General features: G+C 58.1%; 21 protein-coding genes and 2 tRNA genes. 18 read left to right on the top strand and 5 right to left on the bottom strand.

The window, feature by feature from the left end:
• Positions 1-36 precede the first annotated feature (36 nt).
• On the top strand, positions 37-1,119 hold the full coding sequence (locus AAFM46_RS10690) for a 3-isopropylmalate dehydrogenase (protein WP_343317697.1): 1,083 nt from the start codon (positions 37-39) through the stop codon (positions 1,117-1,119).
• A gap of 197 nt (positions 1,120-1,316) precedes the next feature.
• Complete coding sequence (locus AAFM46_RS10685) at positions 1,317-2,429, top strand: branched-chain amino acid aminotransferase (RefSeq protein WP_283527985.1); 1,113 nt, start codon at positions 1,317-1,319, stop codon at positions 2,427-2,429.
• Positions 2,430-2,567: 138 nt separating this feature from the next.
• On the opposite strand, the gene AAFM46_RS10680 is transcribed toward AAFM46_RS10685, so the two are convergent.
• Positions 2,568-3,680 (bottom strand): mechanosensitive ion channel domain-containing protein, encoded by a 1,113-nt coding sequence (locus AAFM46_RS10680; protein ID WP_343317695.1) that lies wholly within the window; start codon positions 3,678-3,680, stop codon positions 2,568-2,570.
• Between the two features lie 184 nt (positions 3,681-3,864).
• Here AAFM46_RS10680 and AAFM46_RS10675 point away from each other — a divergent pair, with 184 nt between their 5' ends.
• The 5 genes from AAFM46_RS10675 to AAFM46_RS10655 all read left to right on the top strand — a co-directional run bounded on the left by AAFM46_RS10675 (position 3,865) and on the right by AAFM46_RS10655 (position 7,968).
• Positions 3,865-4,698, top strand: coding sequence for a formate/nitrite transporter family protein (locus AAFM46_RS10675; RefSeq protein WP_283527981.1), 834 nt, complete (start codon positions 3,865-3,867; stop codon positions 4,696-4,698).
• A 38-nt stretch (positions 4,699-4,736) separates the two neighbouring features.
• Positions 4,737-5,513: a fumarylacetoacetate hydrolase family protein gene (locus AAFM46_RS10670; protein WP_283527979.1), complete on the top strand. Its 777-nt coding sequence runs from the start codon at positions 4,737-4,739 to the stop codon at positions 5,511-5,513.
• A gap of 91 nt (positions 5,514-5,604) precedes the next feature.
• Positions 5,605-5,829 (top strand): hypothetical protein, encoded by a 225-nt coding sequence (locus tag AAFM46_RS10665; RefSeq protein WP_343317692.1) that lies wholly within the window; start codon positions 5,605-5,607, stop codon positions 5,827-5,829.
• A gap of 67 nt (positions 5,830-5,896) precedes the next feature.
• Positions 5,897-7,234 (top strand): histidine kinase, encoded by a 1,338-nt coding sequence (locus tag AAFM46_RS10660; RefSeq protein ID WP_343317690.1) that lies wholly within the window; start codon positions 5,897-5,899, stop codon positions 7,232-7,234.
• A complete protein-coding gene (locus tag AAFM46_RS10655) occupies positions 7,231-7,968 on the top strand; it encodes a response regulator transcription factor (RefSeq protein ID WP_343317688.1) in 738 nt (245 codons plus the stop codon). Before AAFM46_RS10660 ends, AAFM46_RS10655 begins: the two co-directional genes overlap by 4 nt.
• A gap of 116 nt (positions 7,969-8,084) precedes the next feature.
• Here the strand turns inward: AAFM46_RS10655 and AAFM46_RS10650 are convergent, their stop codons facing one another.
• Positions 8,085-10,070: a hypothetical protein gene (locus tag AAFM46_RS10650; protein ID WP_343317686.1), complete on the bottom strand. Its 1,986-nt coding sequence runs from the start codon at positions 10,068-10,070 to the stop codon at positions 8,085-8,087.
• A gap of 300 nt (positions 10,071-10,370) precedes the next feature.
• Between AAFM46_RS10650 and gltX the strand changes: the two genes are divergently transcribed.
• From gltX to AAFM46_RS10620, 6 genes are all read left to right on the top strand, one after another.
• Positions 10,371-11,879 carry a glutamate--tRNA ligase gene (gene gltX / locus AAFM46_RS10645; RefSeq protein WP_343317684.1) on the top strand — a complete coding sequence of 503 codons (1,509 nt, stop codon included), beginning with the start codon at positions 10,371-10,373 and terminating at the stop codon, positions 11,877-11,879.
• A 5-nt stretch (positions 11,880-11,884) separates the two neighbouring features.
• Entirely contained in the window at positions 11,885-12,673 is a 789-nt protein-coding gene (locus AAFM46_RS10640; RefSeq protein ID WP_343320435.1) for an HAD family hydrolase, read from the top strand.
• A 128-nt stretch (positions 12,674-12,801) separates the two neighbouring features.
• Positions 12,802-12,873 (top strand) — tRNA-Gln (locus AAFM46_RS10635).
• Positions 12,874-12,962: 89 nt separating this feature from the next.
• A tRNA-Glu gene (locus AAFM46_RS10630) sits at positions 12,963-13,035 on the top strand.
• 439 nt (positions 13,036-13,474) lie between these two features.
• Positions 13,475-15,226 (top strand): dynamin family protein, encoded by a 1,752-nt coding sequence (locus AAFM46_RS10625; RefSeq protein ID WP_343320434.1) that lies wholly within the window; start codon positions 13,475-13,477, stop codon positions 15,224-15,226.
• Entirely contained in the window at positions 15,223-16,836 is a 1,614-nt protein-coding gene (locus AAFM46_RS10620; RefSeq protein WP_343317682.1) for a GTPase, read from the top strand. The genes AAFM46_RS10625 and AAFM46_RS10620 overlap by 4 nt, the downstream gene beginning before the upstream one ends.
• Positions 16,837-16,955: 119 nt before the next feature.
• On the opposite strand, the gene AAFM46_RS10615 is transcribed toward AAFM46_RS10620, so the two are convergent.
• Positions 16,956-17,492 (bottom strand): DUF1697 domain-containing protein, encoded by a 537-nt coding sequence (locus AAFM46_RS10615; protein WP_283527962.1) that lies wholly within the window; start codon positions 17,490-17,492, stop codon positions 16,956-16,958.
• Between the two features lie 33 nt (positions 17,493-17,525).
• Positions 17,526-18,245 carry an IclR family transcriptional regulator gene (locus AAFM46_RS10610; RefSeq protein WP_283527960.1) on the bottom strand — a complete coding sequence of 240 codons (720 nt, stop codon included), beginning with the start codon at positions 18,243-18,245 and terminating at the stop codon, positions 17,526-17,528.
• Between the two features lie 250 nt (positions 18,246-18,495).
• Here AAFM46_RS10610 and leuC point away from each other — a divergent pair, with 250 nt between their 5' ends.
• Positions 18,496-19,929, top strand: a complete 1,434-nt coding sequence (gene leuC, locus AAFM46_RS10605) for a 3-isopropylmalate dehydratase large subunit (protein ID WP_283528620.1) — start codon at positions 18,496-18,498, stop codon at positions 19,927-19,929.
• A 12-nt stretch (positions 19,930-19,941) separates the two neighbouring features.
• Complete coding sequence (gene leuD, locus AAFM46_RS10600; protein ID WP_283527958.1) at positions 19,942-20,541, top strand: 3-isopropylmalate dehydratase small subunit; 600 nt, start codon at positions 19,942-19,944, stop codon at positions 20,539-20,541.
• Positions 20,542-20,685: 144 nt separating this feature from the next.
• On the opposite strand, the gene AAFM46_RS10595 is transcribed toward leuD, so the two are convergent.
• Complete coding sequence (locus AAFM46_RS10595) at positions 20,686-21,675, bottom strand: hypothetical protein (protein ID WP_343317679.1); 990 nt, start codon at positions 21,673-21,675, stop codon at positions 20,686-20,688.
• A 312-nt stretch (positions 21,676-21,987) separates the two neighbouring features.
• On the opposite strand from AAFM46_RS10595, the gene murA reads away from it, so the two are divergent.
• The 3 genes from murA (at position 21,988) to AAFM46_RS10580 (ending at position 25,253) form a co-directional block, all read left to right on the top strand.
• Positions 21,988-23,334: a UDP-N-acetylglucosamine 1-carboxyvinyltransferase gene (murA, locus tag AAFM46_RS10590; protein WP_283527954.1), complete on the top strand. Its 1,347-nt coding sequence runs from the start codon at positions 21,988-21,990 to the stop codon at positions 23,332-23,334.
• A gap of 69 nt (positions 23,335-23,403) precedes the next feature.
• Positions 23,404-24,219 carry a lysophospholipid acyltransferase family protein gene (locus AAFM46_RS10585; RefSeq protein ID WP_343320433.1) on the top strand — a complete coding sequence of 272 codons (816 nt, stop codon included), beginning with the start codon at positions 23,404-23,406 and terminating at the stop codon, positions 24,217-24,219.
• On the top strand, positions 24,216-25,253 hold the full coding sequence (locus AAFM46_RS10580; protein ID WP_283527952.1) for an NAD(P)H-dependent glycerol-3-phosphate dehydrogenase: 1,038 nt from the start codon (positions 24,216-24,218) through the stop codon (positions 25,251-25,253). The genes AAFM46_RS10585 and AAFM46_RS10580 overlap by 4 nt, the downstream gene beginning before the upstream one ends.
• Positions 25,254-25,255: the final 2 nt, after the last annotated feature.

Genomic DNA, 25,255 nt, shown 5'->3' with positions numbered 1-25,255 from the left:
TGACCATCATGTGGATGGTTTCGTTACCCTGAAACTATGAGCGCATCAACTGAAACTGCCGTGCTGGACCCTTCCGTGTTGGACGTTGCTGTTATTGCAGGCGACGGTATTGGCCCCGAAGTGACCGCCGAGGCCGTGAAGGTCCTGAAAAAAGTGTGCGCCAGTGACGGCCTTGGCCTGAAGCTCACTGACTACTTGCTCGGAGCTGAGCACTGGTTGGCCACGGGTGAGACACTGCCGGATTCCACTATTGAGGCCCTGCGCAGCCATGACGCCATTCTTTTTGGCGCCGTGGGTGCAGCACCTGGGGATACCTCCATTCCCTCCGGGCTGATTGAACGCGAGATGCTCCTGAAGCTGCGATTTAGCCTGGATCATTACGTCAATCTGCGCCCTTCTTTCTTGTACGACGGCGTGGCCTCACCCTTGGCGAATCCGGGCACCATTGACTTTGTGGTGGTTCGCGAAGGAACCGAGGGCCCTTATGTTGGCAACGGCGGAGTGTTGCGTAAAGGTACCCCGCACGAGGTGGCCACGGAAGTCTCTGTGAACACCGCATTCGGTGTGGAACGTTTGGTCCGCGATGGTTTCCGCCGCGCCAATGAGCGTCCCCGCAAGAAGCTCACCTACGTGCACAAGCACAACGTGCTGGTTTACGCCGGGCACTTGTGGAAGCGCACAGTTGAAGCTGTGGCGGCGGACTTCCCTGAGGTCAAAGTAGATTACCTGCACGTGGATGCTGCCATGATCTTTTTGGTGACCGATCCCGCACGTTTTGATGTGATCGTCACCGACAACTTATTTGGGGACATCGTGACCGATCTGGCAGCGGCGGTCACAGGCGGAATCGGCTTGGCCGCCTCGGGAAATATCAACATGGACCGCACGGCTCCGTCCATGTTTGAACCCGTCCATGGTTCTGCCCCGGATATTGCCGGCCAGCAAAAAGCGGATCCAACGGCGGCCATCCTCTCAGCGGCGCTACTGCTGCACCACGCGGGTCACAGCAATGCAGCGCAAAAGATAGAGGCGGCAGTTGCAGCAGATATTGCCACCCGCGAAGCGGGCTCGCCCAGGTCTACCAGCGCCATTGGTGACGCTATAGCGGCGGCTCTCTAACGGCGTCGTACTTCTGCGCCTTGCCACTGGCCAGCACATGAATCTAGTACGCGCAGTGGGTCACAGCACGCCGGGTAGGTACTACAGTTGAGGTAGTTTCACAGTGCGGGTCCGGGAGTGTCGGATCCGCCAAAAAAGTACCGAACTCCGCCTCAAGCTGGAACTACCGATGGCGGGCACAACCATGTGGAGGAAGCATGACCCAGATCGCCAATGAGCATTCCTTTTCTCAGCAGCGCAATGAAAGCCCTAAGAGCAGCGCGGAGCGTGAGGCCATTTTGGCCAACCCCGGCTTTGGCGATTACTTCACTGATCACACGGCAGTGGTTGATTATAAGGTTGATGCCAAGGGTGCCGGTGGCTGGAGCAATGCCCGAATTGAACCCTATGGTCCCATTGCCATGGATCCGGCTTCTGCAGTGTTGCACTACGGCCAGGAAATCTTCGAAGGTATGAAGGCCTACAGGCACGCAGACGGTTCCATCTGGACCTTCCGTCCCGAAGCCAATGCCGCCCGGTTGAACGCTTCAGCACGCCGAGTGGCGCTCCCGGAGCTGCCGGTGGAGACCTTCTTGGAGTCACTGCGCCAGCTGGTGAGAATTGATCAGGAATGGGTGCCCACCAACGATGGTGATGCCCTGTACCTGCGCCCGTTCATGATTGCCACCGAGGCGTTCTTAGGGGTTCGACCCGCGCGGGAGGTCTCCTACCGCGTTATTGCATCCCCGGCGGGCAACTACTTCGGTGGAGAACTGAAACCGATTTCAATCTGGCTTACCACTACCTTTGCCCGTGCCGGCGAAGGTGGCACAGGCGAGGCAAAGTGCGGTGGCAACTACGCCGCCTCACTTGCGGCGCAAATGGAGGCCGAGGCCAACGGTTGCAAGCAGGTCCTGTTCCTTGATCCGAACAATGACAACGCCGTGGAAGAACTTGGCGGCATGAACATCTTCTTCGTGTTCAAGGACGGCACACTTGTCACCCCCGAACTCAACGGCCACATTCTGCACGGGATTACCCGTTCATCCGTGATGCAGCTTGCCGCCGATCGAGGCATGCAGGTCCAAGAGCGCAAGATCACCATCGATGAATGGCGGTCCGGCGTGGCGGCAGGGGATATCACCGAGGTCTTTGCCTGCGGCACAGCTGCTGTTATCACTCCGATTGGCGAATTGAAGACGGCGGAGGGCCCCATCGCTTCCCCCGCAGTTGGCATAGGCGAGGTTACTGCAGCCATTCGCGAGCAGCTGGTGGGCATTCAAACAGGCGTAGTTGAGGACTTGCACGGCTGGCTGACCCGTCTGGTCTAATCTTCTCTTCCGAGGGCTGGGCCTGATTGCTTCTGGACCAGCCAGTGAGCGAACAAAAAATAAGCGCGCTGCTCGTGGACTGCCAATGTGGAGTCCGTGAGCAGCGCGTTTATTATTTCTGCTTGGTTGGTACAGAGACTACTTCCTCGTAGTCGTTGAGTTTGGCACCGTAGCCTCATTTACCAGATCCGCAATGATGCCAGAGCCGGCCTTAGCTGCTGCTGTGTCTACATTCTCTGAGGCCTGTTCCCAGCGCTGACGCGGGATCGATACAGTTTGCAGGCGCTGGATATGAGAGAGCATGGATTCGCGGACCAAGCAGCGTAGATCCCACAGGTCATCGCTATCCTCGGCGCTCACCACCACCCGGAGACGGACCAGTCCATTGACAGTATCTGTGACTTCCAGTTTGCCGGTGCGACCATCCCACAAGGGCGTGCCCTCAAGTGTTTCATGCAAGTGCGCCCGCAGCTGGCCCACCGGAGCCCGCCAATCGACGTCGAACTCCACGGTGCCCTTAATTTTGGGGCTATTCCTTGTCCAATTTTCAAAGGGAGTGCTGGTGAAGTAAGTGGAGGGCAGAATTAGCATGCGTTCATCCCATACACGAACCACTACATAGGTCATGGTGATTTCCTCGACCAGGCCCCACAGCCCTTCGACCACCACCACGTCATCAATACGGAGGGCGTCGGTGAAGGCAAGCTGAACTCCGGCAAAAACGTTGGAGAGTGAGCTTTGGACGGCCAAGCCAGCAACTATGGAGATCAGCCCGGCGGAAGCCAGGATCCCTGTGCCCAGTGCTCTTACCTCGGGAATGGTCAGTAACAACCCGGCCACCGCCAAAGTGATGACCAGCGCGCTGAGGATGCGTCTGCCCAAACTGATCTGGGTGGTGAGCCTGCGCCGACGTCTACTGTCCTTGACCCGCCCTGTGAACTGGCGCAGAATCAACCGTTCTGCCACGGAAAATGCTGCCAAAGCCAACCAGCATAGAGCCACAATGAAGGCAACCATCAGGGCAAAGTCCACCGGATGAAACCACGGTTGATTGGCTACTGTGCTCGCCAAAGCTATGCGCACCCCTATACAAAGCAGGACCACCAAAACCGGAGCTTTAGCCGGTGCGGAGCGGCGTTTAAAGTCAGGAACCTTCCGAAACGCATGATTGGCAATCACTCGCAAGAGGAAAGTCAGCACTAGCGCAGCCACTATGGCGCCAAGAACGGCCAGAATGGGTTTTATCGTCACTTCGAGTTGATCCATTCCTCGATGGTCTCAGAGAACCCTGGGGGGTTGTCCAACTGGCCGCAGTGACAGAGGCTGCTCCGGCGAGTTCTTTTTGACTCGCGTGCCACTGGCGCGAATGCGGGCATACCATTCAGAGACAAGCAGTGACGCGCCACCACACGGTTGGCGCTAGGAGGAGGAACTGATGGGCGATGAGCAGCGCAGACGCGAACTTGGCGATAATGAAGCCCCCGTGGAGGAAGAACTGGAAACCTCCTTTGAGCGCATCGTTGAGGAAGGCGCTCAACGCCTCCACAGAACCTGGTCCTCGGTATTAGTTACTGGATTGTTTGGTGGAATTGAAGTAGGGCTGGGAGTGATGGCCTATCTGGCGGTGGAACACGCCACCGGAAATAAGCTCTTGGCTGGGCTGGCGTTTGGTATCGGGTTTATTGCACTGCTTTTGGCTAAGAGCGAATTGTTCACGGAGGGTTTTCTGGTTCCGCTGGCTGCTGTGGCTGCCAAAGAGGCGCGCATGGGACAGCTGCTGAAGCTGTGGGGCGGCACGCTGGTTGCCAACCTGGCAGGTGGCTGGATCATCATGTGGCTGGTGATGCAGGCGTTCCCGGAATGGCGGGCAACAGTGGTGGAATCGGCTTCTCAATACGCCTTGGCGCCGTTGTCTGTGCAGACTGCCGCGCTAGCCATACTCGGCGGCAGCACCATCACGCTGATGACACGGATGCAGCACGGTACAGACTCCATGCCAGCAAAAATTGTGGCCGCCATGGGTGCGGCTTTCCTGCTGGCCGGTCTTCCGCTTTTCCACTCGATACTTGACTCGCTCATCATTTTTGGAGCCATCCAGGCAGGAGCCCCTTTCGGCTATTTAGAGTGGCTGAGCTGGTTCTGGTACACGGTGCTGTTTAACATGGCCGGGGGAGTGTTGCTGGTGACGGCGCTACGACTGGTGCGAAGCAAAGAGCTGGTCAAAGAGAAGCGAAATGAGTCTGACGCTGATAGCCGTACCAATGGGTAACTGCCAGAAGTGAGAACTTTGACGCTAGAGTTGATCTCATGCGTATAGCCCGTTTTGTTGCAGATAATGATCCCATGTACGGCATTGTAGAAGGGGAAACCGGCAGTGAAATAGTCACTGTTATCAAAGGAGATCCCTTCTTCAACGGTGTGGAGCGAACCACCATCAAATACCCGCTGGATGATGTGCGTCTGGTGGCGCCCATCATTCCGCGAAGCAAGGTGATAGGTGTGGGCCGCAACTTCGCCGAACACGCTCGCGAGCTGGGCAATGAAGTCCCGGAAAACCCGCTGCTGTTCCTCAAGCCCAACACCAGCGTTGTAGGCCCCAACGAACCCATCGTCTTGCCCGAGTTTTCCGAGGAAATCTCTTACGAAGCTGAGCTGTGCGTCGTCATTGGCCGCATATGTAAGGATGTCCCGGAATCACGTGTTGACGAGGTCATCTTTGGCTACACCTGCGGTAACGACCTCACCGCCCGCGACGTCCAAAAAGGCGACGGCCAGTGGGCCCGGGCCAAGGGCTTTGACACCTCCGCGCCGCTGGGCCCGTGGATCGAAACCAACCTTGATCCTGACGAGCTCAGCATCAAAGGCTGGCTCAACGGCGACCTTCGCCAGGACGGCAACACCAATCAGATGGTTCGCAGCGTGCGCGAACTTGTCTCGATCGTCTCCCATGCGTTCACACTTCTGCCCGGCGACGTCATCATGACCGGCACCCCGGCAGGTGTGGATCTACTCACCGAAGGCGACCGCTTCGACGTTGAGATCGAAGGCATCGGCCGCCTCTCCAACCCGGTGGTGCGCCGCTGACGGTTTTTTTGGCGGCGGCTTTGCTTCATGCACTGCGCCGGAGCCTGAGTTGAGGGGCCAGCGTGTCTTTGGGCGGGGCTTGGGTCAGGCGATGAACGAGGCAGCACGGCGGCGTCTTAAGAACCGGCCGCCCAAGCCTGTTGCTGGCTGGTTCTTTGCAGTAGCAGCAGTGTGCGGCGTGGTAGCCCGGGTCATCCATCTGAGCAATGGTCCACAACTGGTGGCCGAAATCCTCATTGTTATCGCCGTGGCTCTGGCCGCTGTCAGCTTGGTTTTGAAGCTGCGGAATTGGTTGAAGTCACGAGCGGGCAAATAGTAGGTACTTGGCAGCCGAGTACTTTAGTTGGATGCGCCAATAGGGAACGGGCTCATAGGCTAAGAGTATGAAAATAAGAATGCTCCCGTCAGGGAGTGTGTGGCGCACCGTGCTGTTGGTCATCTCTGTGGCCGCTGTGGACATACTGCTGTCAATAGTTTCGGTTGGGCTGGACTTGGACACCGGGCTAATTCCTGAGCCGGAGATTTCCGGGATGGAGTGGGCCAGGTTTGGAGTTGCCCTTCTTCTAGCCCCGGTTGGTGCGCTGGTGTTGATTGGCAGGCACCGTTTCCCCAAGACAACGGCTGTTGTGACGGCTTTGCTGGGCTCTCTTTCCTTTAGTGGTCTGGCGTTCGTTGTGGCACTATTTTTGTTGGCGAAGCGTCGATTCTCTTGGCCGGTTGCCGGGGTCATTGCTGTGAGCGTAGGCGCCGAAGCTGTTGTTGGGATCGAACCATTGGCGTGGCCCAACGCTCTATTCCTTGTTCTCCTGCTCGGTGCCATTGCCGTCTGGGGAGCCTACCGTGGCCAACGTGCTCGGTTGCTTCAGGCGCAGCTAGCCACACTGCAGGAGCGGGCCGAACGCTCCGAGGCGCAGCGCAGCGCTGACTCCGAACAAAGCAAGCTGGGTGAGCGTCACCGCATTGCCCGGGAAATGCACGATACTTTGGCGCACCGGATGTCCCTGGTGGCAGTCCAGGCAGCTGCCCTGCAGGTTGCTGCACCTGACACGCAGACGCTCCAAGCGGCCAAACTGATTCGCGAGACGGCCCATGCTGCATTGGGTGAACTCCGTGACGTGTTGGGGGTGCTGCATGAGGATGGCATTTCCGGCAGTTCTGTAATATCTGCGCAATGGCGCCAGCATGTTGCCGGTAGCGTGGCGGCGGACAGCTGCGGCCTTGTGGGAATATCACCCAGCGTTGTTTCTCATCCCACGGCCTTGGACCGCACGGCGCCCCCGGGCCTGGAAGAAATTGGTGGTTTGGTTAGCCAGTGGCGCCAAGCCGGCGTGGCCATTGACTACTCCACGAACCTGGAAACTTTTGGTGACATCCCCGATGCCGTGAGCAGGGCCGCGTACAGGGTTGTGCAGGAGGGGATCACCAATGTGGCCCGTCATGCCCCAGAGACAGAGGCTGTTGTTCGCGTGGAACTTCTAAGCGTGGAACTTCTAAGCGCACAGACGCCGACGATGGAAGCGCATCAGCTGCGGATAGTCGTTTCCAATGGGCACGGGATCAGCAACGAACCAGCCGTGGGGGCTGGGACGGGACTGATTGGTCTGGGCGAACGCATCAAAGTCTTGAACGGAATTCTTCAGCACGGGCCCAGTGATTCCGGATTTCAGTTGCAGGCCAGTATCCCGGTACAACTCCTTAGAAGGAACGGCGCTACTTCATGACCAGTTCACGAGCCCTTCCCGATCAGGCAGAGCACACCGGTTCCAACGCGGAGACTGCAGAGCTAAATCGGTTCGATACCGCCTCGCCCATCCGTGTCATTGTCGTTGACGATGAACAGCTGGTGCGGGCAGCGCTGGTAACAATGGTTAAAACCCGAACAGATATGAAGGTGGTGGGCGAGGCCGCCAGCGGACCGCAAGCGGTGCGGTGCGCGCAAACCCAACGTGCCGACGTCGTACTGATGGACGTGAGGATGCCAGGGGGCGACGGTATCGCCGCGACGCTGGAGCTGTGTGCTCTGCCAAACCCGCCTCGGGTGTTGGTACTGACAACTTTTGATCTTGACCAGCATGTCTTTGCTGCGTTGGAGGCTGGCGCGGCGGGTTTTTTGCTTAAGGACACAGATCCGGAGCGGCTTTTTCAGGCTATTCGTGCCGTAGCTGCGGGGGAAGGCATGTTGGCACCAACAGTGACAAGGCGGTTGATTGAGCGGACCAGGGAGAGGGCTGCGGCGGCGAAATCAAATGCTGCTGTGGCGCGGTTGAAGCTGCTGACAGCGCGGGAGGCGGAGGTGCTGGACGCCGTTGCACAGGGTATGAGCAATGTTGGAATTGGGCAATTCCTCTTTCTCAGCGAGGGGACAGTAAAAACCCATATGTCGCGAATTCTGACCAAACTGGAACTGGATAACAGGGTGCAGGCGGCCCTGCTGTTTCGCGATTCACGGAACTGAGCAGGGGATGGTGTCAATGGCGTGGAGGCCACCGCTCTTGTTTGCCGCCAGTACGTGACGGGATGCAAAAGCGGTGGCCTCCGTCTCCGGAGCGTCTCTAAAGCGCCTGATCCTGTCTAGACCACGCGAGTTGCAGAGCGGCGCCGGAGCACAAGAACCAATGCGATTCCCACCAGGAGAGCCCCCAGAATTGCCAGGATGGGTGCCGGTGTGCCGATTGCCCCAGCCGGGGTGACGGCAGAAACGCCGGTGTACAGCTCGGATGTACCGTCAGCCACTTGGCTGTTACCTTCGGCCAAGGTTCCCGCGCCGTCGGCCATGAGAGTTGCCCCCTCAGAGAGGTCTGAAGAACCGGCAGCAATCTTGGAGTTTCCATCCGCCAGTGCCTTAGTGCCTACCGCCAGCTTTTGTGCTCCTTCGCTAAGCGTCTTGCTCCCGGCCAGCAGACCCGATCCAGCGAGCTCCGGTACTCCTGCAACACCTTCGTTGAGCGCCTGTGTGCCATTGGAGAGTTTCTGTGTACCCGACTCCAAATTCCTTGTCGCATACAGCAATCCCGGACGCTCGGGGTCTCCGGGCGTGCCGTTCATGCCAAAGACCAGTTGCTGAGTACCCGCAGAAAGCTTCTGTGTTCCTGCTGAGAGTGCCAAGCTGCCAGCGCTAAGTTTCGCGGTGCCGTCAATAAGCCCAGGGTTGTTAGCAGTGCCCGTCAAACCGGCAGCAATTTTTCCTGTCCCTTCGGAGAGTTTGCCCGTGCCGGCGGCGAGGGCACTGGATCCTCCTGCCAAGGAGTTCACTGCGCTGAGAAGACCAGTTTGGGCTGGATCGTTGGGAACGCCGTGAACTCCAACCATCAACTGCTGGGTTCCTGCATGCAATGCTGTGGTTCCCTCGGCTAGTTGCTGGGTACCCTTTGAAATTTCAGCTGCTCCATTCGAGAGTTGCTTTGAGCCAGCTACAAGTCCAGGCTGTGCAGGATCATCGGGGACGCCGTTGAGACCAGCAGAGAGCTGAGCGGTGCCGCCGGCAAGCTGTTGAGTTCCGAGGGAGAGCTGCTGGGCGCCAGTATTAAGTGCGGCGCTGCCTTGCGCGGCCTGGCCAGCCCCTGCCTCCAATGCCCGCAGTTTATCTAGCAACGCGCCAACAGGGACTGCCGGGTTGGCCTCCGAGTAGGCAAGCAGCGCCGTCATTCCTTCGCTTAATGCCGCAATACCGGCTCCGGGTGTAGTGCCATTGGATCGTTGGCCAGCCAGCTGTGCTGCACCAGCTGCCAAACCTTGGGCTCCGGCATTGGCCTGCTGTGCGCCTGCGTTGGCTTGGGCTGCACCAGCCCCCAACGCCTCTGCGCCGGTTGCTGCCGCAGCCGCCCCTGCGCGCATTTGCTGAGCGCCAGTATTGAGAGTCGTTGCTCCGGTCGCGGCAGCGCCTGCACCTTTGTCCACTGCTCCAATACCAGGAGCAAGTGCCGTGGTGACCCCTGCAGCTAATGCAGCAGCGCCGGATTCCAACTGCTGGGAGCCGGCAAACAATTCTTCAGCGCCCGCGTTGGCTGCAAATACGCCCGGGGCCAGCTGGTTCTTGACGCCATCGGCGATGGTTGATGCTCCGGCATTGAGTTCGGTTCCGCCAGTTGCCAACTGGTTGGCGCCGTCGTGCACTGAAAAAACTCCGGGTGCTAGCTTATTGCGGACGTCGGCTGCAGTCTTTGCAGCTCCAGTGGATAAAGCCTGGGCGCCTTCGTTTGCGCTGAGCAAGCCGGGGGCCAACTTTTCCTCGATGCCTTGGCGCAATGCCGTTGCTCCGCTGGAAATTTTGCCGGCGCCTGTGTTGGCGGATGTGGCGCCTTCGGAAGCTGCTGCTGCACCTTTGGAGAGGGCTGCCGCGCCCACGTCGAGATCAGAGGCACCCTGCTTGAGCTTGTTGGCACCTTCCGAGGTGAGCTTGGTGCCATCGTTGAGCTGGGAAGCGCCGGTGGCTATTTTTGTTGTGGTGAGGGCGAAGAACATTATCAGTGCCAGCACCAGCAGGCCGAGAAGGGCGTGGACAATGTAATGGTTTCTGGCTGACTTGGGTATCGGCGCGCCGGTACTGCTGCGGGACATGGGCTGTTCCTCACGAAAAGTTGAGCAATGTGATGTAGCTAACAACTTAAGCTACTGCCGAGTAACTTACCTGAGGGAGTGACACTTAAGTTCACCGTTATGAAATTGTGATTAAAAATGTATCCGGAATTGCTTGTGATGGTCCCAGATATGTGGCCTCGTTCCGCTCCCCTGCCGTTGAGGTTGGAGATAATGACACCTCTTCGCCCTTCGCGCAGGCCTCCGTCGTCTCGTGAGGGCCTCGCAGGTCACCGGTGAGTTCGACGGCGGCATTGACCATGAGGCTAAACTGGAGCCATCATGACTATTGCTGCCTTAATTCCCACTGTTACCGCCGAAACTCCTGTCAGGGTCCGGTTCTGCCCGTCACCCACGGGAACCCCCCACGTTGGCCTGATCCGCACGGCCCTCTTTAACTGGGCCTACGCCCGGCATACCGGCGGAAAGATGATTTTCCGCATCGAAGATACCGACGCCAAACGTGACAGCGAAGAGAGTTACCTCCAACTCCTTGATGGGCTCACGTGGTTGGGTATCACCTGGGATGAGGGAGTTGAGGTTGGTGGGCCCCACGAACCGTACCGTCAGTCGCAGCGCGGTGATATCTACACGGACGTCATTGCCAAGCTGGTGGCCGGCGGGCATGCATATGAGTCTTACTCCACACCTGAAGAAGTTGAATCTCGTCACAAGGCAGCTGGTCGGGACGTTAAGCTTGGATACGACAACTTTGACCGCGACCTCACACCCGAGCAGATTTCTGCTTTTAAGGAGGAGGGCCGGCAACCGGCGCTGCGCTTGCGCATGCCTGATACCGACATCACGTTCACAGACTTGGTCCGGGGCGAGATCACCTTTAAGGCAGGATCAGTCCCGGACTACGCAATTGTTCGCCCCAACGGTGCGCCCCTGTACACGCTGGTAAACCCTGTTGATGATGCCCTCATGGGTGTCACTCACGTGCTGCGCGGGGAGGATTTGCTCTCCTCAACACCCCGCCAGGTAGCCCTTTATGAGGCGCTATATGCGGTGGGTGTGGCGAAGTACATGCCCCTGTTCGGTCACCTGCCCTACGTGATGGGTGCCGGGAATAAGAAGCTTTCCAAGCGTGACCCCGAGGCGAGCCTGTTCCTGCACCGCGATCATGGTTTCATTCCAGAAGGTCTGCTGAACTACCTGTCCCTGCTGGGGTGGTCGCTCTCCGCCGATGAGGACATTTTCACCGTTGAGCAGCTGGTAGAAAACTTCGATATTCATGACGTCTTGGGCAATCCGGCGCGCTTTGATATCAAGAAGGCTGAAGCCATTAACGGCACGCACGTGCGCCTGCTGGATGGCATCGATTTCCGCAACCGGCTTGTGCCATATTTGCAGGCGGCAGGTCTGGTAGGCGAGACGCTCTCAGCTCGCGAAAACGAGATTCTGACCGAAGCTGCGCCGTTAGTCCAGGAGCGCATCACCTTACTCGGTGAGGCGCCTGAGATGATTGCCTTCCTTTTCAAAACCGACGACGGCGTCGACGTCGCCGACGATGCACTCAAGGGCATGCCGGAGAACCTAAGTGAGGTGCTGGATGCTGCGCTGGCGGCACTGGAACCCCTTGAGGATTGGAGCGCCGAAGGTATTCAGGCGTCCTTGAAGAGCGCACTTGTTGAGGGCCTGGGCATTAAGCCACGCTTCGCTTTTGGCCCCGTGCGCACCGCCCTATCGGGACGCAAGGTCTCCCCGCCGCTATTTGAGTCCATGGTCATCCTGGGTAAGGAATCCACCCTGACCCGTCTGCGGGCTTTCAGGAGCTCTCGGTCTTGATCCCTGTGGCGCCAATAAACAACCTTGATCCCGCCCCGTTCCCGGGGCGGGTCAAGGGTGTTTTATTTGACATCGATGAGACATTAGTTGATTTGTATCGAGCTATGGCGGATGCCATGGTCTTCGCCTCGGAGCGGCTGCTGCCTGATTTCACGGCTGCTGATTGGGAGGATTTCGCTGCCCTGTACATGGCTGATCCACTTGAGTACTATGACCGCTATGTTGCCGGGGAGTTCACCTTTGCTCAGCAGCGAGGTTTGCGGGCCAGGGTTGTGTTCGACAGGTTGGGGTTCCTGGAATTTAATGACGCCGTTGAGCAGCGGTGGATCTCCGATTTTGAGACAGCGCAACCACAATCAATCCAGGCTTTCGCCGACGTAATACCGCTGTTGGATGCCTTGGACGCCGCCGGCATTCCGTATGGCGCCGTCAGCAATAATGTCCATGATTACCAGCGAACCAAGCTGGATGTGGCCGGGCTGAGTCGCATAGAGGTCCTTGTTGGTATCGACACGGTCAATGCCTCCAAGCCAGATCCGGCCATTTTCCTTGAAGGCTGTAGACAGCTCGGTACAGTGCCGGGGGAGACTATGTATGTAGGCGATAATTTTATGGTCGACGGCGTTGGTGCAGCGAACGCGGGCATGCACAGTGTGTGGTTAAACAGGAGCGGCAAGGTGGCTCCCGACGTCTCCGAAGGTGACGCATCGGTGGCGGCCGGGCTGCGTGTTGTTACCGATCTGGATCAAGTGCATTCCTTGTTGGGACTGCACACTCACGCCGCACGAGTGTGATGTACCGCTCGGCCTAAAGCACCATTACCGTTTTGGAGTTCAGCAAACTCTCGGGTATAGTTTTATCCCGGCGCGAGGGCCGTAGAAACCTTGGGGAAACCCGCGGGTTTCAGCCTGCGTGCAGCCATTGGGATATGGTGTAATTGGCAACACATCGGTTTCTGGTACCGACATTCTAGGTTCGAGTCCTGGTATCCCAGCGCTTGTAAAAGCCGCCTTTCATTTGGCGAGTGAGGCAGACTTCAGGTAATATTCTTGAAGTTCGTTGAGCAAGAAATGAATGTATTAGGGCCCCATCGTATAGCGGCCTAGTACGCTGCCCTCTCACGGCGGTAACGCGGGTTCGAATCCCGCTGGGGTCACAAAACAAAGGCCGGGAAGCTGAAAAGCTTCCCGGCCTTTTGCTTTCCCATGACGCTCGCTCACTCATGGCACTCGCTCACTCCACGTCGTTTTTAAACCGTGATCGATTTGCGCCATCCCAAGTCAAATAGGACCTGACAACAACTGAGCGAGCGTCCCGAAAAAGTCAACATAAACTGAGCGATCGTTTAAGAAAACACGACGTGGAGTGAGCGAGCATCGGATTGAGAGGCGGACCACAAGGGGTGCCTGTTGCCCACGGATCTTCAAATAGCGTCTGCCAATACCCTGTACCTTGCCCGGAACTGGCATGATAAAGCTGTGAGCCCCTCCGATTTGAGTCACCCAAGCGAGAATAATGCGAGCAGCGCGAGTACGGCCGCTGCCTCGGCAGAGCAGTCCGCTGAGCAGGAAGCAGCTGTTGGGCTGCTTGAGCGTGTGCGGACCGAGCTGGCCAAGCTGGTCCTTCCACTGGAATTGCCAGGTGTAGAGCAAGCCCGCGCCACGGCGTCGTCCGCTCTGGGCCAGCTGGATGACTACATCCTGCCCAGATGGCGAAGCTTAGATGCTCCTCTGCTAGCGGTTGTAGGAGGTTCAACTGGGGCTGGGAAGTCAACGCTCGTGAATGCGCTGATGGGCCATCCTGTGACTCGGTCCGGCGCGATTCGGCCCACCACACGCCAACCTATACTGCTACACCACCCCGACGATGCCCCGTGGTTCACCTCCTCGCGGGTGCTACCGACACTCCATCGCGTCCAGGGCGGACGTGTAAAGGACAACACTCCTGCATCACGTGCAGGTGTAGCCCCGGATGCTGGCGCTATGACTTCGCTGGTACTGGTCGCAGATCCGGCAGTTCCCGCCGGTGTCGCCATCCTTGATGCCCCTGATGTGGACTCCATCTCAGATGACAACCGCCAGCTGGCGGGGCAACTTCTGGCGGCTGCGGACCTCTGGCTGTTCGTTACAACCGCCAACAGGTACGCCGATGCTGTGCCTTGGAAGCTTCTTCTTGACGCGGCCTCGCGAGACATTACAGTGGCAGTCATCCTGGACAGGGTTCCGGCAGGTGCCGAACAGGAGATTGCTGCAGACCTGCAGGAAATGTTGATCCGAGAAGGCCTATCCGGAGCGGAACTGTTCATTGTGCCGGAATCGAATCTGGATGAGATGGGCATGCTCCCATCCGATGCCGTGGCACCGATCACGAGCTGGCTTGACCAAATTGGCAGTGATGCTGCAGGCCGGGCCGAGATTGTGCGCCGCACGCTTAACGGCACGGTCCGCTCACTGAGTGACCGGCTGAACTCGTTGGGTTTGGCAGTGCAAGCCCAACAGGACGCCAGCAGGCAACTTGAAGCAGACGTTCACGCCGCTTTTGCTGACGCCTCCACCCGCATCAGCAAGGCAACCAGTGATGGCAGCCTACTCCGAGGGGAAGTACTCGCCCGCTGGCAGGATTTTGTGGGCACGGGTGAATTCTTCCGGGCTCTTGAAAACGGTATCGGTCGTGTACGTGACAGAATTGGTGCTTTCTTCAAGGGGCAACCGCCACCGGCCGTCAAAGTTGAGGTGGCTATTGAAACGGGCTTACAAGCTGTCATTGTTGACCAAGGCGCCCGAGCATGCGAGGACGCTGATCAACGTTGGCGGGCAGATCCGGCAGGTCGCCAGCTTCTGGCCATGGACGACCTCTCCGGCGTGAGCCCAGATTTTGCCACAGAAGTTGCCGCTGAAATCCGGACGTGGCAAGGCGAAGTCATGGCATTGATTCGGGCCGAGGGTGCTGCGAAGCGCTCCCAAGCCAGATGGTTGTCCTTTGGTGTCAACGGGCTGGGCGTCATTTTGATGATAGTAGTTTTCTCCTTTACCGGGGGACTGACGGGAGCCGAAGTGGGAATCGCGGGAGGGACCGCCGTCGTAGGTCAAAAACTCTTGGAAGCCATCTTTGGTGAAGATGCCGTACGGCGTTTGGCCAAAGAAGCCAAAGAATCGTTGGATATGCGTTGTGATGGTCTGCTTGAGCGACAGCAGCAGCGGTTCCTCAGCAGGCTAGGATCGGCGGAAGGCGCATCTGATCCACTGGTGAAGCACCTTGACGAGCTAGCTGCGCAGCTTAGCGACCTCGGTGCAAGGGACGGTCAGCGTGGCAGAAGAAGCCGCAGTGATGAAGGGAAGCGAGCATGAGTCGGCATCGTCTGACACGTGCTGAGTCAACGCTGGATCGACAGCTTGTAGGGCTGAATCAGGCCCGAGAATTGGGGGAGGGGCGCCTTGACGACGGTGCTTTGGCGCAGGTTTATGCTGTGCTTGAGCGCGCCACGTCCAGACGTTCGCTCAGCGCCGATCACACGGTTGTTGGTTTTTTTGGTGCTACCGGCAGCGGAAAATCCTCGTTGTTCAACGCGGTTGCCGCCACGGATGTTGCTAGGGTTGCTGTGCGCCGCCCCACCACCAGTGAACCGCTGGCAATGGTGTGGGGGGCGGAGGGCAGCGCGCCGCTGCTGGACTGGCTTGAGATCGCAGATCGCAGGGAAGGTGACATTGTTCCCGGTTTGTCGGACGACGGCGGCGGGCTGGTGTTGCTTGACCTGCCAGATTTCGATTCGGTCCAGTTGAGTAACCGGAGCATTGTTGAGCGTCTTGCCGGGCAGGTAGATGTTTTGGTGTGGGTTGTTGACCCGCAAAAATACGCCGATGCCACCATCCACAACGACTTTATTAGACCGTTTTCCACTCACGCTTCGGTGACACTTGTGGTGCTGAATCAGGTGGACAGGCTAGCCATTGCCGAAGTGAAACCCGTGCTTGAGTCCTTGGCAGCAATTTTGGACCATGACGGGTTGGGCAAAGTGGTGGTGTCCGGGGTTTCGGCTGTGACGGGCGAGGGAGTGCTTGAACTTCGACGTAAAATTTCCGCCGTGGTTAAAGCTAAAGCCGCTAAATCTGCTCGGTTGGCGGCCGATGTTGCTGTGGCCGCTCAGCAACTCTCCGACGCGTCCGGAGGAGGGAACGCTGCTGGGGTGCACCAGCAGGATAGAAAGGCGTTGGCTGCTGGGCTGGCCAACGCAGTGCACGTTGAAACGGTTGTCACTGCCGTGCAGTCCTCCTACCGGTTGGAAGCTACCAAGAAAACAGGCTGGCCGGTGACTCGCTGGTTGTCGCGATTGAGGAAGGATCCGCTGCGCAGGCTGAGCCTGCGGCGCGGAGGGGCCTCCGAGGTGAATAGGACCTCGATGCCGCCGCCTGGATCGGCTGAGCTGGCCCAAGTGGATTCCTCGGTCCGTGATTTTGGCGATGCAGCCAGTTTGGGCGCGCCGGGCCCGTGGCGGGCATCGATCAGGGCCGCTGCCCGCAGTAACCGGGCCGCGTTACCTGACGCACTGGATCAAGCAATGGCGGGCACGGATCTGAAAGCTAACACGCGAGCGTGGTGGTGGCCGGTATTTGGGCTCATCCAATGGTTTGCGCTCCTGGTTGCGGTGGGGGGACTGGTATGGCTGGGCACGCTTGCAGTGCTGGGATATTTCCAGCTTCCCGTCCCTGATGTACCACAGGTTGAGGGCTGGCCCCTGCCTACGCTGATGGTGCTCGCCGGTGTTGTGTTGGGGATTTTCCTTGCCGTGACAAGCAAGTTCCTGGCCCTTGCCGGGTCTAAAAGTCGTGGCGCTCAGGCTCGACGGCGGTTGCGTGCCAGCATCGCTGCAGTTTCAAATCAGCTGATTATTCTCCCAACCGAGGCAGAGATTGACCAATACCGTGAGTTTCAAGAGGCCTTGAATCTCGCTCGTACCTGAGGTCCTTAGCCGCACGTATCTGACCGGCGGCGCCCCCACTACCCGCGGTTGAGGTTGGAGATGATCTCACCCCTTCGTTCCTCCGGGGTGAGATCATCTCCAACCTCAACCGTGTTGTGTTAACCCTCAGTCATCGCGTCTCGGCACTTCAGCAACGTGCGCAGGTTGCGGGTCGTTGTTGTACTTTTGTAGCGGGGCCTCGCCGACAGCTTGCTGAACGGGCTGTCCAAGGTGCCTCCCGTTGTTACCGGCCAAGCCAGAGCTTCGGGGCTAAGCCTGGCAAGTTCCACCCCGGGTAGCTCCATTCCGTGCCGGACGAGTTCATCCAACACTGCCGAATCGGAGGATAGTGTCAGGTAACAGTGGCGCTCTGGGCTATCAGCTGGCCAGGGGCACGCCTCGATGATGGATTCCAGTTGTGGCTTGTTTAGGACAACAACCCACGCGTCATAACCAAATTTCTCACGCAAGAGGGCCTCTATCCAGGACTTTATTTCCGGGACGGAGGCCTCTGCCGTGCAGACCACATTGCCGGAGGCCAGAAGAGTTTTAACCTTAGCCAAAGGCAGTGTAGCGAGGGCTGCGCGGAGCTCGGCCATCTTCACATTGATTCCACCGACGTTGACCCCACGGAGGAACACAGCGTATTGGCTCATGCGCAAACCATACCTGAGTTGGGAAATATGCTGCTAGTGGGTGCTCTTGCGCAATGCCTCGGTCAGGATACGAGAGGCATTGCAAACAATTTCTGCGTGCAGGCGACCGGGCTGGCGTGTGAGCCGCTCGATGGGGCCGGAAATGGAGACAGCCGCGATGACGCGACCTGAAGGGCCGCGCACGGGGGCTGAAACTGAGGCCACTCCGGGCTCGCGTTCACCAAGGCTCTGGCCCCACCCGCGACGGCGGACTCCGGCCAGAACCGTGGGAGTGAAGCGGGCATTTTGCAAGCCCTCGAGCAGACGCTCGTGGTCTTCCCATGCCAACAAGACCTGTGCGGCTGAACCAGCCTTCATTGTGAGCTGGGTGCCCACGGGGATGGTGTCGCGCAAACCGATGGGCCGTTCCGCGGATGCCACACAGACGCGGGAATCGCCCTGGCGGCGGAAAATTTGAGCGCTCTCCCCGGTGGAGTCGCGCAATTGCAGCAAAACAGGGCCGGCAGCTGCAATGAGCCGGTCTTCCCCAGCTGCCGAAGCTAGTTCAACTAGGCGGCTGCCCAGCACAAACCGCCCTTGCATGTCCCGGCTGACGAGCCTGTGATGTACCAAGGCTAGTGCCAGCCTGTGCACGGTGGGCCGGGCCAAACCGGTGGCCGCTACGAGCTGGGCCAAAGTTGTAGGTCCGGCTTCCAGTGCATCAAGCACAAGAGCCGCTTTGTCGATTACGCCAACGCCACTAGAATTGTCCATGTAATGATATTGACGTCTCAGCATGTGAGATGCAAATCGAAGAATTGGCTTCCCTCAGGATGAGACTGGAACAGTGGAAGCATACAAGTCAACGATTCTGCGTATGGTCACCTCAGATTCTACGTGAGGACCAGGCTTTCAAGCGCAGATTCAATAATGGAAGGGAGCTGCTGTGAGCGAGTCAACCACAGCCCATACAGTGGAGAACGCAGCAGTGGAAGTAGCAGCGGGAACCTCTGCCCTGCGCAAGATCGCGAAGACGCTGGCCGAGAAAGTTTGGCGTGATCACGTCGTTACTCATGGTGAAGGTGAGGGCAATGCCGCCCAGCCAGACCTTTTGTACATCGATCTTCACTTGATCCACGAAGTCACTTCCCCACAGGCATTCGAGGGTCTGCGCTTGGCTGGTCGTCCGCTTCGTCGCCCTGACCTGACCATAGCAACGGAAGATCACAACACTCCAACATTGGCGATCGATAAGCCGATTGCGGATCTGACCAGCCGCACCCAGATCATGACTTTGCGTAATAACTGCGCCGAATTTGGTGTTCGCCTGCACTCCCTTGGTGATGCAGAGCAAGGGATTGTGCACGTTGTGGGTCCTCAGCTGGGCCTGACTCAGCCGGGAATGACGGTTGTCTGTGGCGACTCCCACACCTCAACCCATGGCGCGGTTGGTGCTTTGGCGTTTGGTATCGGAACTTCTGAAGTCGAGCACGTCATGGCTACTCAGACACTGCCGCTGAAGCCGTTCAAGACCATGGCCATCAACGTTGAAGGGGCACTGCGCCCCGGTGTGACCTCCAAAGACATCATTCTGGCCATCATCGCAAAGATTGGAACCGGTGGTGGGCAGGGTTACGTTCTGGAATACCGTGGTTCAGCTATCCGGGCGCTATCCATGGATGCGCGCATGACCATTTGCAATATGTCCATCGAAGCTGGCGCCCGTGCAGGAATGATCGCCCCGGATGAGATCACTTTCGAGTACCTTAAGGGCCGTCCACACGCACCAGTCGGGGATGAGTGGGATGCGGCTGTTGAGTACTGGCGGTCACTGACCACCGAGGACGACGCCGAATTCGACGCCGAGGTGTTCTTGGACGCCAACACGTTGGATCCGTTCGTCACTTGGGGAACCAACCCGGGCCAAGGAGTGTCATTGAGCGATAGCGTGCCGTTCCCATCCGACTTTGGTGATGAGAACGCCAAGGCTGCCGCGGAGCGTGCGCTGACCTATATGGATTTGGAACCGGGTACACCCATGAAAGAGATCCGTGTTGACACGGTATTCCTAGGCTCTTGTACCAACTCCCGGATCGAAGATTTGCGAGCAGCCGCGGATATTATTCGCGGGCGCGAAAAGGATCCGAACATCCGCATGCTGGTGGTACCGGGCTCCGCCCGCGTGCGTCTGGAGGCAGAAGCTGAAGGGTTGGATAAGGTCTTCTTGGACTTTGGTGCCGAGTGGCGCTTTGCGGGTTGTTCCATGTGTTTGGGTATGAACCCGGACCAACTAGAACCGGGGGAGCGCTGCGCCTCAACCTCCAACCGCAACTTTGAAGGACGTCAGGGAAAGGGTGGGCGTACCCACCTTGTTTCTCCGGTGGTGGCAGCTGCCACCGCTATTCGCGGGACCCTCAGTGCCCCGTCTGATATAGATCAGCCAGCTTTCGTAGCGTAAGGAGCTAAGACAATGGAAAAGTTCTCCACTCACACCGGTATTGGTGTCCCGCTGCGCCAAAGCAATGTTGACACAGACCAGATCATCCCCGCTGTGTACCTCAAGCGGATCACCAGGACAGGGTTTGAGGATGCACTGTTTGCCAGCTGGCGCAAGAATCCGGAATTCATCCTGAACCAGGAACCGTTCAACCGTGGCTCCGTGTTAGTAGCTGGTGCCGACTTTGCTACAGGATCCTCACGTGAACATGCTGTCTGGGCACTGAAGGATTATGGTTTCAAAGCCGTGCTCTCATCCCGTTTCGCCGATATTTTCCGCGGCAACTCCGGCAAACAGGGACTTGTTGCTGCAGAACTGGCACAAGATGACATTGAATTAATCTGGAAGGTCCTGGAGCATGATCCGGGCACCGAGATCACAGTGGACCTGGTATCCAAAATGGTCACAGCTGGTTCGGTTGTAGCGCCGTTTCAGATTGATGACTACACCCGGTGGCGTTTGCTTGAAGGGCTTGATGACATTGGTCTGACCCTGCGTGACGAACCAGCCATCACCGCGTTTGAGGCTACTCGCCCTGCGATCAAACCAACCACGCTGCCAGCCAAGGTCTGATTGGTTCCATGAGTTTGACACTCTGCGTAAGCTCATGAGCTTTGTACTCACGAATTGCCGGTTTGCCCGTGGGGCGGGCCGGCAATGCGCGTTAAGGTCATAACTACGCCACGGGCTGCGCTTCGCGCAACCGCACAGCGGCAGCTAGGGGTGCGGCCCTGGTATGGCTCCCGTTAGGCATTGCGGTAGGCCCGCGCTGCGGAGCAGGGTGATCAGTTTCTGCGGGTTCTCCAAATCTGCCCATTCCCACCTGAGCACGTTGTAGCCCAATGCCCGGAGGCGGTTCTCACGGTTTTTCTCCTCAATGACAATCTGTGCCGGCGTTCTTCCCTTCAGGAATCTCTGGGCAGAATACTTTTCATGTCCATCAAACTCGCCCATGGTCTTAAATTCTTCCCAGAGGAAGTCAGGGTCTCCGATGGTGCCGCGAGCGTCGCTGAACCTCTTCTGAAGCACAGGTGGGTGGAAGCCGTGCTGGATCATGATGGCCCGGCTCCATGATTCTCCTGCCGAACCGGACCTGCTATCGGCGAAATTAAGCGCCCGACGAGTCTTTCGTTGTTGACTTCCGCTGATCAGCCGCGCCAATGATTCCTCCACCTCTACGTTGCGAATGCAGCGAGCGTATTCAACTGGCACAGCCGGGTACGCCTGTGGGTTCATAAGCCTGTCCATTGCGGCCAGACCCTGAGCAAATGTTCCAGAGGCGGCCAAATCACGGGCCGTTTCAACGAGCGAGGTTGTCAGTAGGCCATCTATCCGCCACGGTTCGGGGTCCCCGGGTACGGGATTATGCCTGCGCACTCCGTTCTCGCTTCGACCACCCGCGCAGGCGGTGGGTAAAACGCAATGGACATCGTGGGTTCTTTGCAGTGTTGGCAGACCCAGAATGCTTGCCGCTGATTCACGGCTGAACACGGGGGCGGATTGGGAAGAATCATTCACAGCCTGAATCAGGGTGCGGTAACGATGCCACGGTTTGAGGGACTTCCACACTTCCTCTGGTAGGTAGAAGCCGCGCCGGACCCGAATGACTTCACCTCGTGTGCTCAGGCGAGAGAGGCGGGTGGCGCCATGTTCGTCGTCGAACGGGTCAGATTTAGCGAGCCACGGTGGAGGCAGGAAATGTTCCATGGCTTGATTCTTGCCTCCCAGAAGGAGCTGAAGCAGCTGATTATTCCAAGATGTGCGTCAAGGGCTGCTGCGCTGCGGCTGTGGAGGAATCAACCGGACCCGGAGACCAGCACCAACGCAGCATTCCGGCAATAATGGCGGGTGTTCTGGATTCTCGCGGGCGGCACACCACCCGCGAAAATCCACACCACCCGCCGCTGACAACAGCAAGCCCAAAAGTCGCCGTTTCAGCTTATGCATCCGAGAAACTATGCTTGTCAGTGACCATCGCGCTGTACGGCTGCCGGTGGTGGAACCGAGGATTGGATGAAGATGAGCAGGATTCTAACGGTCCGTGGTGGTGTTCCACTGAAGGGACGCGTCCAGGTGAGGGGTGCCAAAAACCTTGTCCCCAAGGCGATGGTGGCAGCTCTGTTGGGCAATTCACCCTCAATTTTGCGCAATGTCCCGGAAATTAAGGACGTCGAGGTCGTCACCTCGTTGCTGCAGCTCCATGGCGTCACCGTTGACAAAGACTCCGTCACAGGAGACCTGACAATGGATCCGGCCAACGCCAAGCAGGCCAACACTGCGGAGATCAACACGCACGCCGGTGATTCCCGCATCCCCATTCTGCTGTGCGGACCGCTGATTCACTCCATTGGGCATGCTTTCATCCCGGATCTGGGCGGCTGCAAGATCGGTGACCGGCCCATCGATTATCACTTGGAAGTGCTGCGCAAGTTTGGCGCTGTCGTGGATAAAACAACAGGTGGCATCTCCATCTCGGCACCCAATGGTCTGAAGGGCACAAAAATTAACCTGCCCTACCCCAGCGTGGGGGCAACGGAGCAGGTGCTACTCTCCGCAACACGTGCGGAGGGCATTACCGAACTCAGCGGTGCCGCCACCGAACCTGAAATCATTGACCTGATTGCCATCTTGCAAAAGATGGGTGCCATCATTTCGGTCCAGACGGATAGAACCATCCGTATTGAGGGCGTGGATGAGCTCACGGGCTACGACCACACCGCCCTGCCAGATCGCAACGAATCAGCCTCATGGGCCTCGGCGGCCCTAGTCACAGGCGGTGACATCTATGTCCAAGGTGCCAGCCAGCGAGACATGATGACGTTCGTAAACACTTTCCGGAAGATCGGCGGTGGCATGGACATCCATGACGACGGCATCCGTTTCTATCACAAGGGTGGTTCGCTGAAGCCGCTAGTTCTGGAAACTGACGTTCACCCGGGCTTCATGACCGATTGGCAGCAGCCACTGGTGGTGGCATTGACTCAGGCAGAGGGCGTTTCCATTGTGCACGAGACTGTGTATGAGAACCGTTTTGGTTTCACTGAGGCTTTGGTACGTATGGGGGCCGGCATCCAGCTCCACCGCGAGTGTTTAGGTAGCATCCCGTGCCGCTTTGGTCAGCGCAACTTTGTCCACTCGGCCGTGATCTCAGGGCCAACGCCGTTAAAGGGCGTGGACATTGATATTCCGGATCTGCGTGGCGGATTCAGCCACATGATCGCGGCACTGGCTGCGCAAGGGACATCAACCGTGACAGGTATTGATGTGATCAGCCGGGGTTACGAGCACTTTACGGCCAAGCTTGATGGTCTGGGCGCCGATTTCGACGTGCATGAAACATCCAAGAACGCAAGGAATGCAGGGTAGATAACTGTGAGCAATGATCTTCCGGAGCCGGGCAAGGCAACACATAAGCGTCCCTACAAACCCAAGAGCATGACGCACCGTACGCGCTTTAATTTTGCGATCATCGCCGGGATTGCCCGTAGCCTGATGAACGTTGCAATCGGGAAACAATGGTATGGCCTGGACCGCCTGCCGTTGGATGAGGGTTTCATTGTGGTACCCAACCATTACTCCGAAATTGATCCCATCGTGGTGGGGCACTTGCTGTACAACCAAAATATTATGCCGCACTTTTTGGCTAAAGATGGATTGTTCAATAATCCGGTGCTTGGTGCTGCTCTGCGCGGTGCGCAGCAGATTCCGGTGGAGCGAGCCGGTGCCGGTGCCGGTAAGTCGCTGGTGGCCGCTAAGAAAGCGCTCGATTCCGGCAACGCCGTCGTTATTTATCCTGAAGGCACGCTGACCCGCGATCCTGATCTCTGGCCTATGAAAGGGCGGACAGGTGCGGCACGGCTTGCCCTGGCGACTGGGGTCAAGGTGATCCCCATAGTTCATTGGGGTGCCCAGGAAGTGTTCCCGCGTTATGCCAAGAGTTTCAAGATTTTCCCTCGCAAGAAGGTGAAGGTAGTAGTTGGCAATCCTGTGGATCTAAGCGCCTTCGCCGGGCGGAGCGCGGACAAGGCCACACTCGAGGCGATGACTGCGACCATTATGAAGGACATCACCTTGATGGTTCAGGACCTTCGTGGTGAGCAGGCGCCGGACGAGCTTTGGGATCCGGCAGCCCACCAGCAGTCGGCCCACGGACGCTTTGTGGAGCGAGGTTCCGACTCGAGCCACAAGCCCGTCAATAGAGAGAACATTAACAACGACGCCGGAACAACAGAAAGCGGGGACCTCCAGTGAGTTATGTGGATGGCAAGGCGCCACTCAAGACAGCAGTTTTGGGTGCCGGCAGCTGGGGAACTACTTTCGCAAAAATTCTTGGGGATGCAGCCGCGGGCACGGATCGAAAGATCGTGCTCTGGGGCCGTCGTCAAGAAGTTGTTGACCAAATAAATAACCAGCACCGCAACCCGCGCTACCTCTCAACCACCGAGCTGCCCAGCAACATCAGTGCCTCGGTCAATGTCGAAGATGTCCTCAAGGACGCCGAGCTCGTGGTCCTGGCAGTGCCCGCACAAAGCTTACGGGAGCAGCTGCGGGGGTGGGCCGGGTACATTTCCAAGGACGCCGTCGTCGTGAGTTTAATGAAGGGACTGGAGCTGGGTACCGATCAGCGCATGTCCCAAGTCATCGAAGCCGAACTTGGGCTGAGCCCTGACCGCGTGGTGGTGATTTCAGGTCCAAACCTGGCCATGGAAATTGCTCGCCAGGAACCAACAGCGTCGGTTGTTGCGTGTGTGGATGAGGACACAGCAAAATGGGTTGCCACCGTGTGCAAACCGCGGTATTTCCGCCCCTACACCATCAACGATGTGGTGGGTGTTGAGATCGGTGGAATCGTGAAGAACGTGATCGCGCTGTGCGTGGGTATTTGCGAGGGCCAAAAGGTGGGCGATAACACCAAGGCCTCCGTCATCACTCGCGGACTGGCCGAGACCACGCGGCTGGCTTTGGCGTTGGGTGGAAAGGCTGAGACCATGGCGGGGCTGGCGGGACTGGGGGATCTGGTAGCCACCTGTTCCTCGTCCTTGAGCCGAAACCACACGGCCGGTCGCATGCTGGGGGAGGGCCTCACCCTCGATGAGGTCAATAACCGAATGACCCAGACCGCTGAGGGTATCAAGTCCGGGCGTGCCGTTTCGGATCTTGCGGCGAAGATGGGCGTGGACATGCCCATCACTAACGCCGTTGTGGGTGTGCTTGAGGGTAGGCTCACTGTCGATGATCTGGGCCCGCTGCTGCTAGCCCGCCAACTCAAATCCGAAGGCGATTAACG

Source organism: Arthrobacter sp. TMP15 (assembly GCF_039529835.1).
In the GTDB taxonomy this organism is placed as follows: domain Bacteria; phylum Actinomycetota; class Actinomycetes; order Actinomycetales; family Micrococcaceae; genus Specibacter.
The sequence above is the reverse complement of the archived record's forward strand: the minus strand, read 5'-3'. Positions and strand labels throughout refer to the sequence as shown.